This window comes from Oceanobacillus sp. M65 (assembly GCF_052246275.1).
Lineage (GTDB): Bacteria > Bacillota > Bacilli > Bacillales > Amphibacillaceae > Oceanobacillus_B > Oceanobacillus_B jordanicus.
The window spans coordinates 285,000-298,677 of the sequence record NZ_JBQQCJ010000001.1 but is presented as its reverse complement, the minus strand read 5'-3'; the positions used below and the strand labels follow the sequence as shown (position 1 = coordinate 298,677).

Below are 13,678 nucleotides of genomic sequence, written 5' to 3'. Positions count from 1 at the left end.
TGTTCAGGCGACAAACATATTAGCAAATACATATTTAATTTAACCCAAATAACATAACGAGACCATAACCAAAAACCGCTAAGAAAACTGATCCAACCACACCTGCAGCGAAACCTTTCATGCCCAGTTTACGGAAGGTCTTGACCTCCACATTTAACCCAAGCCCAGCCATTGCCATTGCAATTAAGATGTAAGCAATCGAGACAATGCTATTTGCTACAGACTCTGAAACGATTCCCAATGTATTAAATCCACTCATGGCCAGAAATCCTAAAATGAACCACGGGAAAATAGATAGACCCGGTTTGTTTCCTGCTGTTTTTTTACTTCCTCTCTGCACTAGATAGCCAATGACAAAAGCTACAGGGACAAGCAATGCAACACGTGTCAACTTAACAAGAACCGCCATATCAACGGCCTCTTCTCCTCCAGCACCCGCAGCAGCAACAACATGGGCCACTTCATGCAAGGTCCCTCCTGCAAAAATACCATAGCCTGTTGAAGATAATGGTAACAATCCGTATATCAAACTGTACACCAAGGTGAAAGTGGTTCCTAATAATGCTACGATACCAGCAGCCACAGCTGTTTCTGTTTCCTTCGCTTTAATTATCGGGGCAATGGCTACGACAGCTGCCGCTCCGCAAATCGCTGTTCCGCATGCTGTAAGTATTCCTAGGTTTCGATCCACACCAAACCAGCGCGCTAACAAATAAACAAGCACAAGCGCAAACACGAGATTAAGGAATGCAATAATAAACACATTTATTCCAGCATTGTAGATGTCCGCGAGATTTAAACGCATACCTAGCAAGATGATCCCCAGTCGTAAAAGTTTTTTATTGGAAAACGTTACGCCTTTTTGTAGAACATCAGGTAATCCAAATGTCGCCCGCCATATCATTCCCAAGATAATCGCGATAACGAGCTGGCCCATGATTGCTAATAAAGGCAATTTTGCCAGCAGGCCTGCCAATAAGGCCAGCAAAAGTGTTAACCCAATGCCAGTAATAAAACCTTTCCCCTTGTTTTCTTGCAAAGTCTTTCCCATATCCGTCCCCATAAATTAACCACGTCCTTCTTCTCTCTCCACCTACTCTATCTAATAATTATCTATTAGTGAAATACATATAAATTATTGTTATGATTAGAAATATTAATCGCAAGGAGGGTTTTCATGTATTACGATGCACTTAAAACCTTTGTTACACTTGCTGATGTTGGCAATTTCACAAAGACCTCGCAAGCCTTACACATTTCACAGCCAAGTGTCAGCTTACATATTAAAAACCTGGAAAAAGAATTCCATACAGAGCTCTTTATCCGTTCACCTAAATCGGTACAGATTACGCCAACAGGAAAGATACTCTATGATCGAGCTAAACAAATCATCGCGATGTATGAGCAAACAAAAGAGGATATTGCCACCCATCATCAATCCATCCAAGGCCAATTAAAGATTGGGGCAAGTTTCTCAATCGGTGAATATATTTTACCTATGTTTCTTCAAAGGCTACAGAAGGACTTTCCTGCGTTGGAATTAGAAGTTGTCATTGGAAATACGGAGGAAATTATTGAACAAGTGCGCCTTTTCCAGGTTGACGTGGGCTTGATTGAAGGCCAAAGCAATGAAAAAGAACTCATTGTCCAGCCATTTATGAAAGACGAGCTCTCGGTCATTTGCTCTAATGATCATGAACTTGCTGAGAAAAAGCATATTGCAATCAAGGATTTGCAACAGCAAACATGGATTACAAGAGAGGATGGTTCGGGGACCAGGGAGTTCTTGAACCATGTGATTCGTAGCAATGGTCTCTCTGTGAAATCATTACTTAGCATCAGTAGCAATCAGGGAATTAAGGAGAGTGTCATGAGAGGCATGGGCTTATCTCTGCTATCCCGCAGTGTTATTTCCCGGGAAAAGGTACATGGATCACTGACGGTGCTGGAAGTGGAGGATGTGCAATTCACACGAACCCTTTCCTATATCTATTCTCCCGTTATGCGGAGCAAAAAGAATGTAGAAACATTTATTGGTGTAGTGGAAGCTTTTAAAGGGAACAGCATGGCAAATCGTCTCGCTACCGAAAAAGGAGTCTTAAAATGAAAAAAATAGCATTATATGTATTTGCCATTCTCTTTATATTAGCTGGGATATCCCATTTTGCGCTGGAGCCCTTTTTCACAGGGGCTATGCCCGATTGGGTCCCCTTTCGACCAGCAATTGTTTATATTTCAGGAGTCATCGAGATCCTACTAGCCATTGGCTTGCTATACAAGCCGACTCGTAGAAAAGTAGGAATTTCCATTGCAATATTTTTAGTATTAATCTTCCCAGTGAATATTTATATGGCGTTAGAACCAGAGCAGTACAGTATCCCTGCCTTTGCATTATGGTTACGTCTACCCCTGCAATTTGTGTTAATTTGGTGGGTGTTAAAAGTCAGAAAGTTTATTTAATTAATTAAAACTTATGGTAAAATTAGTTTATTGACTACAAGATTAATAAACACCGTTGTCAATCCTACGGCTGGGTGTAAAATTCCTAAGTAATGAGGGTTTCCTTCTCTACAGTTAGGGACTATTTTAGAAATGAGCAGCCCCTCCTTGTAACTAGACTTAAGGAAACCTTTGAAAAAATATGAAGTTTCTGTTCAAACTGAGAAACAGTCTTATATTTTTACATGTACCGATGAAAATTTACAAATGTATCAAATGAAGGATGGACCTATTCTAGATACAGTGAAGAAAAGCCGATACTACACATGGATATCAACTAACCACCCAAGTAACACACTTCAATAAGTTTTCTATATATCTCTTATAGGAACGATAATTATCACATAAACCAAAAAAATTGAAGTAACGTATATTAAAGGGAAAACGCCTAGTACATTTAGCTTTTCTTATAATTTAAAGGGGGAAAATCAACTGAACCAAGTATTGTTAATCATTGATGCACAGCAAGAATTAATTGAAGGAAACCGTGAAGAAAGTGCTGTTTATTATAAAGAGAAACTTATTAGGAATATCAATCTAGTTATTGAAAAGGCGATTAAATCAAGTGTGCCTATTGTTTTTGTTAGGGATCTAGATGTAGCTGGAGGCAAAGGAGAAGGTTTTCAGGTTCATAAAGAAATTCATTTACCCACTAAAGCAATGTTTTTTGATAAAGCTGCTACGAATTCTTTCCATGGTACTGGGCTTTTAAATCATCTAACATCTCAAGAAATCAAGCATATCGTTATAATGGGATGTGCAACCCAACACTGTATAGATAGTGCTGTTAGAACAGCAACTATCAGTGGTTTTGATGTCACATTGGTAGGTGATGGGCATTCGACCTCGGACAGTGTTAGTTTAAGTGCAGCCCAAATTATAAAACATCATAACGAAACTCTCCATGGTCATTATAACGTTGAACATTTTTCAGTAGTCAGAGACGCAGAGGAAGATTTATTCTATCCAACACACGATTCATATAGATAATGAACTTTTATTAAGAGGTAAGCCCATGTTAGCATGAACTTAAGAGAGTAAAGGATGAGTGTGATCCTTTCCAAATAAGGAAAGGTGTCTGCTTCGTTTTCTAAGAAGAAAAACTTTACTTGAAGGGAGTGTTTACGTGCAAGAAGAGAGCAAGAAAAAGGATAGTAGAATATTGTTGTTAACAATTAGTTGGATAGCGGTGTTTATGCCTTATTTATTTAGTCCTATTGCGTTTGGCCCTTTTTCCTTCTTTCTCGGCTTAGTTCTAAAAAGAGATTATGAGGTAGGAAAGCAAGGGAAGATAATTATGGTGTTAGCAGTAGTGAACACAATTGGGGGAATGATCTTTACCAATTGGGTGCTTCGCAGCTATGGCGGTTTATAGCTGTTTATTAGCCTCAATAAAATAGTATCTGCTTCGTGCTTAACATAGTTTTGGGGGGAGAGGTCAATGGATCAATACTTCGTAGGATGGGGGACTTTAGCGTTAATAAACGCTGGACTCGCACAAGGGAAGAATAGAACAGGATTAAACTGGTTTTTGCTCTCTCTTATATTAGGTCCGATTGCAACACTCATTTTGTTGTTTGTTGAGAAAAGAGAGCATTAATATTGTTATCATAACAAAATGGCATACGACGTTTCGTATGCCATTTTAGCGTTATTAATATCCCTTATCATAATCAACTAGGTTCTTAGAAGGTTTTTCCCCTTCAAGGTAATTCTTAAGATTTGGAATGAAGACATCCCGCACAACACGCTCCGTATAATGTTCTGTTGACCCAGCAGTATGTGGTGTAACAATCACGTTTTCCATGTCCCATAGTGGGCTATCTTCCGGTAATGGTTCTGTTGCGAACACATCAAGTCCTGCTCCAGCAATTTTGCCAGATTGGAGGGCCTCAACTAACTCATCTTCTTTTACAATCGGCCCCCTGCCAATATTGATCAGAATAGAACTATTTTTCATTTGCTCGAATTGTTCTTTCCCAAATAGGTTTGTTGTTTCATCTGTAAGTGGCAGTGTGATTACGACAACATCACATTGTGGAAGCACATCAGATAACTGGTCAGGTGTATACATCTCATCCACATAATCTGTGCTTTTTCCTGAATGTCGCACGCCGAGTACTTTCATACCAAAAGCCTTGGCTATTTTAGCTGTCTCCAAACCAATCGCTCCAACACCGAGCACTCCAATTGTTTTCTCATGAATTTCGAGTTTTAGATCTGCATGCTCCCATTGCTTTTGCTGTTGCTGACGGACATATGTATGAATTTTGCGCGTAAGTCCAAGCATCAAAGCAAAAATCGTTTCGGAAATTGGATAGGCGTGCACACCATTAGCACTCGTAATGGATACGTTACGCTCACTTAGTTGTTCAAGTGGCAAGTTATTAACACCAGCACTCCAAGTTTGTACCCATTTCAGGTCATTGTTTTGCTCCAAAACCGTTTGCTCGATTGCTTTTTTCCAGTGTAGGATGACCTCTGCATCTTTTAAATCTTCTTGCAGTTCATCCGTATCTTTCCCTGAAACAATTTCCCAGTCGGGAGCTACTTCTTTGATTTCATCGATGTATTTTTCATCTAGATCAAGATTGACTACAATTTTACGCTTGGACATTACGAACCCTCTCCTCTAAAAGTTTGTTTTATCTACTCTATACCCTAATTTCTGATGATATGCACCATACCCTTGGGCTAAGCATCTATATCCTCTAACTTTCCTTCAACCAGGTTAGGTTCTCGCTCAATGGTGTCTTCTGGAAAAATAAATGTCCATGGCATGCTGCTTCTCCCCGCTAACTCCAGGTTAGGAAAGGAAAAAGTATGACTAGCAACAAGCTCCCCTTCTTCCATGTACCTTAATGGTAGCTGAGTGAAGGGCATAGCTTCATCACTCAAATTTTGGACAATTACTGTAATAAGCAGCTCCCCACGATAGTTACGCGCTTGCCAAAAAGGAATATATTTTATACGAGTAGCTTCTTCGTTAGCCTGTTCAAATGTTATTTCTATCTGTTTTCTATCCCCAAGTGAAATCGTCTTATCCCATGCTTGTTCCCAAACTAATTGTTGCATTGTCTCATTCCTTTCCTTTTACTGCTAGTAGGTTACGGTATCAGTCCATATATTTCGTAATTAATTCATAAGACCTTTCTTTTGTTAGCTGTGCTTGTGTACTTATATATTGCATGGTTTCCATGGAGCCACCTTCATATTTGGCTGCCTCTTCTTCTGCTTTTGCATCTCTAATGTTGATCCATTCCCGTTGCTCTTTTCTCAAGTTTTCCATTTCTTTCTCCGGAAGCTGCTTCTCCAATTCAGCATATACTTCGTTTAATGCATCATCCCACATATTAAAGCTCTTCCCGGCAAATTCAGTTAATGCGCGCTGTGTAGAGCCTATTTCCTGTTCCTCAGCCGCCAATTCTTCTTCTAAATCGACTAGCTTGTTACGATAGATTGTTTTCATATCAGAATCAGCTTCTTCTGAATTTCCCTCTTCCGCTACTTCGCTATCTTCTTCCTGTTCTTCCGTTGCTGTTGTATCACTTTCTTCATCCATGTTTGTTTCTTCTTCCACATTGCTCTCATTCTCATCCGTGTCCTCAGCTGTATTGTCTGTATCATTCATGCTATTATTTGCTTCCTTTGCACCCTCGTCATTCTCGTTTCCGCAGGCTGCTAATAGCAAGATTAGCGCCCCGGCTAACAGTAATTTCTTCATATTCTAATCATCTCTTTCTTTTTTTCTTATCATGCTGTCTTTTTATAGTATCCCACGATCGACATTGCTTGTCATTTCAAAAACTTCACTTCACTCTACGAATAATCTAAGCGAAAATATCCAACTTAAGTGTGGGAGGTGCTATTTATGGGGAAAGATCGTCAAGAAAAGAAGTTAAAGGCTAGTGGGCGCGTGGAGTCCGATCGTGATACCGGACTACGTTATACCGGCTCAACTAAAATGTCTAGTCCAGAAGAAGCCAGAAGATTAAACGACGGCCATAAGTAAACCGATATACGAGGGTCCTCACAAAGTGGTGGCCCTCATTTCCTTTTACGCTATTACAGCAACGCATAGCTTTTACCTTTTTTACAAATGCTACAAAAAAAGGAGGGTCTATATGAACCACATAAAATCCATTGCAATTAAGGCAATCGCCACACTTGTTTTACTATTTGTTGTGTTAGGGCTTGTCTACGAGATGCCATTTGGCGACGTTTTGTTTATTACAATAACCTTAGGCGTTCTATCATACTTGATTGGAGACCTATTCATTCTTCCCCGAACCAATAATACAGTAGCTTCTATCTCTGACTTTGTTCTTGCTTTCGCTGTTATATATATGATGAGTGAAGGGTTAGAACCAGCAGGCGAATGGATGATTCCTGCACTAATTTCTTCCATCGGTGTCGCTGCATTTGAAGCATTCTTCCATAAGTATGTGAGCAGGCAGATGGAGAACAACTCTTCCACACCTAATGCAACAGGGAGAATGAACTTAGGTACAGAGGCATCTGAAGAGCTTGATCCACAGGATAATTACGATAAATAAAGACATTAAATTAAAACGTAGGAATACAATTGTTTAAGCATATTAAAGAACTGCAGTACAACACTAAACCTACTCAGCCAGACCCGGTCTATGCTAAAAAGCTACAAGAGATTCTCGGTGGCCAATTTGGTGAAATTACCGTTATGATGCAATACCTTTTCCAAGGATGGAATTGCCGAGCAGATCAAAAGTATAAAGACATGATTCTCGATATCGGCACAGAAGAAATTGCCCATGTAGAAATGATTTCGACTATGATCGCACAGTTACTGGACGGGGCGCCTGCTAGAGACCAGGAAGAAGCTGCTAAAAATCCGGCAGTTGAAGCAGTACTTGGGGGGATGAACCCACAGCATGTCATCGTATCTGGCTTGGCGCAACGCCGACAGACAGTGTTGGGTACCCATGGAATGCACGTTATACAATAGCAAGTGGGAATTTATTGGCTGATTTCCGAGCCAATTTAAATGCTGAATCTCAAGGACGTCTACAGGTTGTCCGTCTGTATGAATCAACTACAGATCCTGGCGTAAGAGACATGTTATCTTTCCTTATCGCAAGAGATACCATGCACCAAAACCAGTGGATGGCTGCTATTGAAGAACTGGAACAAGCACAAAAGGCGATTGTACCAAGTACCTTCCCACAGAACTTGGAAAAGCAAGAGGTTTCCTATTCCTTTATGAACTTTTCCCAAGGGGAAGAAAGTGCACAAGGCCGCTGGACCAGTGGTGAGAGCATGGATAAGCAAAGCAACTTTGAATATGTTGCAAATCCTGAAGCAATGGGGCAGATTCCTCAACTGCAACAGGCACCTGCATATATTCATAACAGTCCAGACCCAACAAAGCCCGCACCACCTAACATGGAATCAGCAAACTATGACAAACAAAATTAGATGTCACCAATAATGCGGAATTTTGTTCTAAACCTTTTTTCCATCTAGGAGGTGTTACAGTTGAATAAAGACCACCAGGATAAACATGCAAAAGCAACAAGTCGCACGAAATCTGGACGTGACACAGTCATGCAAAAGACAGATACTACAAAGTTCTCTAGCCCAGAAGAAGCCAGAATTCAAAACAAAACGAATAAGTAACGAGTAGCGGTCCCTATATAAGGGGCCGCTTTTATCTTTATCCTGATACAGCTCATTTAACCTTTCCTAGTAGGATTATCCATACATGAAGATAGCTTACAGGGAGAAGATAAAGTGAGACTTCAATCAGTGGGGTTTTCTACTGATTGTTAGTTGAACGAGTAGGGGTGTTAGCGTCGTTTACTCCCACTTAGTCACTGTTTATCTTTATGTTTTGAAGTGGGAGTCTTACGGACGGTTGCACCGGGATAAATAAGAAATATTGATAAATGGGAGGAATTATCATGATGCAAAATCAGAACCAACAATCCAATCCAAATGCTGTCATGAATCAAACGATGTCTAAAAACCACGGTGGCCATGAAATGTTCGACGCCCATGAAGTACTTGCAGGTGTGATTAGCCTGCTTGACCAATATCAAATGTATGATCAACATATACAAGATCCAGAATTGAAGAACATTGCTCACCGACAATCAAGCTTTGTTACCCAATTGTATAACACAATGGTGGAGTGCTTTAAAACCGGGCAGGATCCTTCTGTTCCTACTCAGCAATATCATATGCAACAGGAGAATGAAGTTGTTTACGGATTAAAGCCAGGACAACCAAAGAAACCGAACAGCTCTGTCAGCCAGCTTTCGGATCAAGGTCTTTCCGCATATATGCTCGGAAACACAAAATCATTAACGTCGCTGCTTGCCATGACTGCAGCTGAAATTACAAATCCTGTATTACGTCGTGTTGTCGCCGATAGTGTCCCCAATTTTATTGAGCTCAGTTATGAAATCTTCCTGTACCAGAACAAACATGGCTATTATCAAGTACCACAACTAACGGAACAAGACATGCAGCAAATGCTTAACAGCTATGCCACCGTTCCCCAACAAGGGAACAACGTACACTAGAACATATTGTAAAGGGAATAAAAGCCGGCATTACTCGAATTCACTATCATAATTCGGGTAATCGCACGGCTTTTTCATTGATGATTCACTTTGGGGTGGTTCGATTCACTTTGCCATGTTCTCGATTCACTTTCTGGCTTTCTCGATCCACTTTGCCATGTTCTCGATTCACTTTCTGGTGCCCACGATTCACTTTGCCACGCTCTCGATTCACTATCGAGTGCTTTCACTTTTTTGAAACCCGTTAACTTCCCTTCGCCGAGGTACCTCTTTTTCTGTCCCTTTAATAAGAAAGCCTATTCCTAATAGAAGCATGCTGACACCGATCCAGGAAATGAAGCTTAGTTCTTCCCCAACAAAGAAAACTCCTAAAAATGCTGCCGTTAAGGGCTCTGCAAGCGACAATGTGACAGCAGTAGAAGATGGGATATGCGCGAGTCCTTTTGCAAATAGAAAATAGGCCAAGGCAGTCGCAATTAATCCTAGGTGAAGGCTAGCAGCTGCTCCACTTAGCTCTGTAACCCATGTCATATCATAGATAAACAATAAAGGTGACAGCAAAATAGCACTTAGGGTAAATACCACTGCAACTACGGAGATAGAGGTGAATTCCCTTACTAAGTCCTTACTAACAAGCGTGTAAATTGCAAAGGATAGCCCTGCACCAAGTGCTAATAAAATACCAAGAGGATCTACATAAACAGATGATTGGTTTAAAAAAAGCAACAGGCAGCCGAGAATAGCTAAAAGTGTAGAAATCCACCAGACCTTTACAGGGCGCCTTTTCCAGATCACCCATTCCAGTAACCCAGATAAAATGGGGGCACTACCTATCGCGATTACTGTCCCAATTGCCACACCTGTCATGGTGACTGCAGTAAAGAAAAACGGCTGATAGGCAGCCATGCTGATCGCAGCCAAAATAGTTGGCTTGAGTGGCCAGCTTTTGAGATTTAATTTCCCCATTAGTAAGACAATAATGGTTAGCGCGATACCACCTACTGCTAAACGGGCAGTACCCACTGCCACAGGATGCGCGCCCTCTGGTACAAGGGTTTGCACCGTTCCCGTTGTACCCCAGAGCATTGCTGCAAATAAAACCATTCCGACTGCTACCTTTCCACCCATTTCAATCCCTCCACAAAAAAACACTGCTCTTCCTTTATCTATAATTAAGTAAAAAGATAAAAAGACGCCTCCTCACTATTAGAGTGAAAGGTCTTTTTATCCAGTTAATTTTCTTTCATTAAGTATAAAGCGAGTAGAAAAAAGTGGAAAGCGTTTCGTTTAAAAAATTTCCATTGATGTAATGCGTTAGATCATTAATGCTTCCTTCATTTTTTTCTTTACAATCTTAGCTGCATTTATCTTCGTGTGCAAAACCGGAGATATGTAGCTCGTATAGTTTCTTTCTGCAATCGCTTTTTTCAATTCTGCTACCGTATTAAATTCACCTTCAAACGTATTTTGCACAGCTCCAATATGGATCGGATGATGAGAGTCACTACCATATACAACAGGTAATCCAATGATTTCAGCAAATGCTTTAACATCTTTTCTCATCCGGTCAACACCATGCTCATGCATGTCTTTTCCATTTAAATCAAAGGCGTCAAGCCTTCTCAGTAATGATGGGTCATGATGATGTAATGGTGTGGAAGGCCTCAATGGATGGCCGCCAATAAGCAATAAGTTATGCAGTTCACCTAACTGTAGTAGCTCATCAAATAGCACAAAGTTATCTTTATCTGTATGTCTGTCAAGAAATCTTCTAATCGTTAGAAGCTTGGTTTTATTTCCGATACAAAGGATATGGCCAACCTCCTTTACATCAATCTCCATTCCTGTAAATACTTTAAAGCCATTTACATTGTAATAGTCATCGACATAAGGATAATGCTGATCAAGTTGCTCATAAATTTCATAGAAATTTTTCGTGTTAAAATGCTCTGTCATCGCTAACGCGTTCAAGCCTGATTCCTGTGCATTTAAGATAACCTCGTTAAAAAATTTAATATCAAAGTCTACTCGCTTTGCTAACTTTACATGTGTATGAAAATCAATTTTCAATTAAACCAATCCTTCCTATAGAGGCATAAGGACGCCCGTTGTGTAAACTGAAGCTGTCACCAATAATGTGATTGCTAAAAACTGCACATCATACTTTTTCATTTTTAAATAACCAAGCTTTAAATCCTTTGCTACATTGTTTTCCAAGGTGTAGCTGAATCCTCTTACTTCCAGTGCTTCAACTGTAGTCCGCGTACGCTTTGCCGTGTTTAGCATCATAGGATAAAATGCCACCACACACATTTTTGCGTAATAATATATATACCTTACATACAAGAAGCCCGGCTTTTCTGGTTGCTTTCCTCGTAATCGAAAGGAGTGTATGATACTTTGATATTCTTCGATCAGTATTGGTAGCATCCGATAGCCATAGGAGACCCCAAAGCTGAATTTACCTGGGACCCCCATTTTCAATAGGGCATCACTGAATTTTTCTGGGTCCATACTTGTGAAGACTGCCATTGTAGCAAGAGAAACACAGGAAACCTTAAGTGCTACTGGTATAACAGCAATTAGTGCGGCATAGCTGTTTCCTAAAAACATGGCCGCAAATATGAGGTAAGTAAACTGTGAAATAACCCCTATAATAAGTAGGATAATAAGCAGCGGACTAACCCTAGACAAGTATGCCAATACTGCTGTGAAAAGTGTTAAACCAATAAGAATGGTCATATTATGGGTAAGCCACGGGATAATAGAATAGACAAGTACCCACAGAATCAACATCCTAGGATCGAGTCTGGCTAGTGGCGTTTGTTCATTTCCGTATGCCGTCCGCATTAGCTCAATTTTTATATTTTCAACTGTCAACTTACTAAAAAACTTCTGAAAAACGCCCACTGGCTGCCTCCTCCAAATAAATTCTATTTAAAAATCCTTCTATGGATAGCTCAATTGGATGGATCTGCAACTGATGGCAAAGGGAAACAATTTGCGGTTCGACTAAGGAGGCTCTCCTTAATAGCGCTTCATTCGAGAACAATTCCATTGGGGAAACATCCGCAATAATACGTCCTTGATTGAGTACAACAACCCTTGTTGCCCACTCGGCCACAAGCTGCATATCATGGGTAGCCACAACAGAGGCCTTCACCTGACTATCTAGCTTTTGAAGCATGGAGATCATTTCTCGCTTGGTGGCAATATCCAAGCTTGCTGTTGGCTCATCCAACAAAACCAACTCTGGCTGCATCGCCAGCCCGATCGCAAGTGAAGCCCTTCGTTGCTGTCCTCCACTTAGCAGTCTTCCGTCCCTATGTTTGATTTCATTTAGGTGGAACTGATGCATAATTTTTTCTGTCACCTGCTCCAGATTAGGGTTATCTCTGACTTTCAGGAAGAATGCCACGTCCTTCACTACTTCGTCTTCTATAAACATTTCTTCAGGCTTTTGATAAATATAAGCAATCTTTTCCGCAAGTCTCTCTGGAGAAGTCTTGGTTGTGGAATTTCCTTGGAAACATATTTCACCACTTAGGGGCTTCAATAGTCCAGAAATCAACTTAAGGATCGTTGACTTCCCCGCACCATTACTACCTACGAGGGCAATTCGCTCTCCCTGCCTAATTTGCATTTGCAAGTCTTTTATAATTGGAACACGCTTGCGTGATAATGTTTTATACCCATAACTCACCTGATCAAATTTAATAAGCGGCGTTGAACCAGGCTGAACCACCAACTTAGGCATTTTTCGCGGGTGATTTTTATATTCCTTAAACCATTCAGCACCTTCTTTGACTGTCACTGGAAGCATTCTCTCCTGCTGCATTTGGCTCGCTGCTGCCATTGTCACCTGTGGTGGATGAATTTGCTTTTCTGTAAGCTCATCAACAGCGTTCAAGGCTTCCCGCACAGGTTTCTTCCACTTCACATTCCCCTGCTCTAATAAAATGACGTCATTACAATAGGAGGCAATAAATTCCGTATGATGCTCAATTACGATAATGGTAATATCATGTTCTTCATGTAACACTTTTAGTTTTTCATACAATTCAATAGCGTGTGCTGGATCTAATTGGGCAACAGGCTCATCAATAATTAAAACATCGGGTTCTAGTGCCAAAGCTCCAGCTAACGCCACAAGATGCTTTTGTCCACCACTTAGCTGCCACACATATTCTTCTGCCAGGTGTGTTAAATCGAGAAGTTCGAGTGCACGCTTTCCTCTCTCCTGAAAATCTTCATAGCCATAATTTAAAGGAGAGAAAATGACCTCATCAATTACTCTTGGTCTTACGAGCTGGTTTTCAAAGTCTTGGTAGACATAGGAGACTTTTCTTGAAAGGGAAGCGACATTTGCCGTAGCCGTGTCAATCCCATCCACCTGTACTTTCCCTTCAAAGTCACCTACATAGTAAAAGGGAATTAAGCCATTAATTGCTTTACAGAACGTGGACTTCCCTGCACCATTTCCCCCAATGATCGCGGTAAACGAATGTTTTTCGATCGTCACAGATACATCTTTTAAGATCCAATCCTCTGTGCCAGGATAGCGGAATGATACGTGATCGAACGTTATCATAATCTCTCTCCTTTCCATAAATAAA

General features: G+C 40.6%; 17 protein-coding genes and 1 pseudogene. 10 read left to right on the top strand and 8 right to left on the bottom strand.

Features of this window, described 5'->3' with window-relative positions:
- Positions 1 to 34 precede the first annotated feature (34 nt).
- Positions 35 to 1,051 carry a YeiH family protein gene (locus ACTWPF_RS01450; protein WP_443148082.1) on the bottom strand — a complete coding sequence of 339 codons (1,017 nt, stop codon included), beginning with the start codon at positions 1,049 to 1,051 and terminating at the stop codon, positions 35 to 37.
- 126 nt (positions 1,052 to 1,177) lie between these two features.
- Here ACTWPF_RS01450 and ACTWPF_RS01445 point away from each other — a divergent pair, with 126 nt between their 5' ends.
- From ACTWPF_RS01445 to ACTWPF_RS01425, 5 genes are all read left to right on the top strand, one after another.
- Positions 1,178 to 2,107 (top strand): LysR family transcriptional regulator, encoded by a 930-nt coding sequence (locus tag ACTWPF_RS01445; RefSeq protein WP_443148081.1) that lies wholly within the window; start codon positions 1,178 to 1,180, stop codon positions 2,105 to 2,107.
- Positions 2,104 to 2,460, top strand: a complete 357-nt coding sequence (locus tag ACTWPF_RS01440; protein WP_443148080.1) for a DoxX family protein — start codon at positions 2,104 to 2,106, stop codon at positions 2,458 to 2,460. Before ACTWPF_RS01445 ends, ACTWPF_RS01440 begins: the two co-directional genes overlap by 4 nt.
- Positions 2,461 to 2,931: 471 nt before the next feature.
- Positions 2,932 to 3,489, top strand: coding sequence for an isochorismatase family protein (locus tag ACTWPF_RS01435; RefSeq protein WP_443148840.1), 558 nt, complete (start codon positions 2,932 to 2,934; stop codon positions 3,487 to 3,489).
- Positions 3,490 to 3,625: 136 nt separating this feature from the next.
- Entirely contained in the window at positions 3,626 to 3,874 is a 249-nt protein-coding gene (locus ACTWPF_RS01430) for a hypothetical protein (RefSeq protein WP_443148079.1), read from the top strand.
- A 66-nt stretch (positions 3,875 to 3,940) separates the two neighbouring features.
- Complete coding sequence (locus ACTWPF_RS01425; protein WP_238017483.1) at positions 3,941 to 4,099, top strand: hypothetical protein; 159 nt, start codon at positions 3,941 to 3,943, stop codon at positions 4,097 to 4,099.
- 54 nt (positions 4,100 to 4,153) lie between these two features.
- Here the strand turns inward: ACTWPF_RS01425 and ACTWPF_RS01420 are convergent, their stop codons facing one another.
- The 3 genes from ACTWPF_RS01420 to ACTWPF_RS01410 form a co-directional block, all read right to left on the bottom strand.
- Positions 4,154 to 5,116, bottom strand: coding sequence for a D-2-hydroxyacid dehydrogenase (locus ACTWPF_RS01420; protein WP_443148078.1), 963 nt, complete (start codon positions 5,114 to 5,116; stop codon positions 4,154 to 4,156).
- A 77-nt stretch (positions 5,117 to 5,193) separates the two neighbouring features.
- Positions 5,194 to 5,574, bottom strand: coding sequence for an SLAP domain-containing protein (locus tag ACTWPF_RS01415; protein WP_161464375.1), 381 nt, complete (start codon positions 5,572 to 5,574; stop codon positions 5,194 to 5,196).
- A gap of 40 nt (positions 5,575 to 5,614) precedes the next feature.
- Positions 5,615 to 6,223, bottom strand: coding sequence for a lysozyme inhibitor LprI family protein (locus ACTWPF_RS01410; protein WP_443148077.1), 609 nt, complete (start codon positions 6,221 to 6,223; stop codon positions 5,615 to 5,617).
- A gap of 147 nt (positions 6,224 to 6,370) precedes the next feature.
- Between ACTWPF_RS01410 and ACTWPF_RS01405 the strand changes: the two genes are divergently transcribed.
- The 5 genes and pseudogenes from ACTWPF_RS01405 to ACTWPF_RS01385 all read left to right on the top strand — a co-directional run bounded on the left by ACTWPF_RS01405 (position 6,371) and on the right by ACTWPF_RS01385 (position 9,062).
- On the top strand, positions 6,371 to 6,511 hold the full coding sequence (locus ACTWPF_RS01405) for a YpzI family protein (protein ID WP_084157441.1): 141 nt from the start codon (positions 6,371 to 6,373) through the stop codon (positions 6,509 to 6,511).
- 112 nt (positions 6,512 to 6,623) lie between these two features.
- Complete coding sequence (locus ACTWPF_RS01400; protein WP_161464373.1) at positions 6,624 to 7,055, top strand: YndM family protein; 432 nt, start codon at positions 6,624 to 6,626, stop codon at positions 7,053 to 7,055.
- Positions 7,056 to 7,084: 29 nt separating this feature from the next.
- Positions 7,085 to 7,953, top strand: a pseudogene (locus ACTWPF_RS01395) (manganese catalase family protein).
- A gap of 60 nt (positions 7,954 to 8,013) precedes the next feature.
- Positions 8,014 to 8,154 carry a YpzI family protein gene (locus ACTWPF_RS01390; RefSeq protein ID WP_443148076.1) on the top strand — a complete coding sequence of 47 codons (141 nt, stop codon included), beginning with the start codon at positions 8,014 to 8,016 and terminating at the stop codon, positions 8,152 to 8,154.
- 287 nt (positions 8,155 to 8,441) lie between these two features.
- Positions 8,442 to 9,062, top strand: coding sequence for a spore coat protein (locus tag ACTWPF_RS01385; RefSeq protein WP_443148839.1), 621 nt, complete (start codon positions 8,442 to 8,444; stop codon positions 9,060 to 9,062).
- A 213-nt stretch (positions 9,063 to 9,275) separates the two neighbouring features.
- Here the strand turns inward: ACTWPF_RS01385 and ACTWPF_RS01380 are convergent, their stop codons facing one another.
- From ACTWPF_RS01380 to ACTWPF_RS01365, 4 genes are all read right to left on the bottom strand, one after another.
- A complete protein-coding gene (locus ACTWPF_RS01380; protein ID WP_443148075.1) occupies positions 9,276 to 10,190 on the bottom strand; it encodes an EamA family transporter in 915 nt (304 codons plus the stop codon).
- A 186-nt stretch (positions 10,191 to 10,376) separates the two neighbouring features.
- Positions 10,377 to 11,132, bottom strand: coding sequence for a PHP-associated domain-containing protein (locus ACTWPF_RS01375; RefSeq protein WP_443148074.1), 756 nt, complete (start codon positions 11,130 to 11,132; stop codon positions 10,377 to 10,379).
- Between the two features lie 15 nt (positions 11,133 to 11,147).
- Entirely contained in the window at positions 11,148 to 11,972 is an 825-nt protein-coding gene (locus ACTWPF_RS01370) for an energy-coupling factor transporter transmembrane component T family protein (protein WP_443148073.1), read from the bottom strand.
- Positions 11,947 to 13,671 (bottom strand): ABC transporter ATP-binding protein, encoded by a 1,725-nt coding sequence (locus ACTWPF_RS01365; RefSeq protein ID WP_443148072.1) that lies wholly within the window; start codon positions 13,669 to 13,671, stop codon positions 11,947 to 11,949. The genes ACTWPF_RS01370 and ACTWPF_RS01365 overlap by 26 nt, the downstream gene beginning before the upstream one ends.
- Between the last annotated feature and the right edge of the window lie 7 nt (positions 13,672 to 13,678).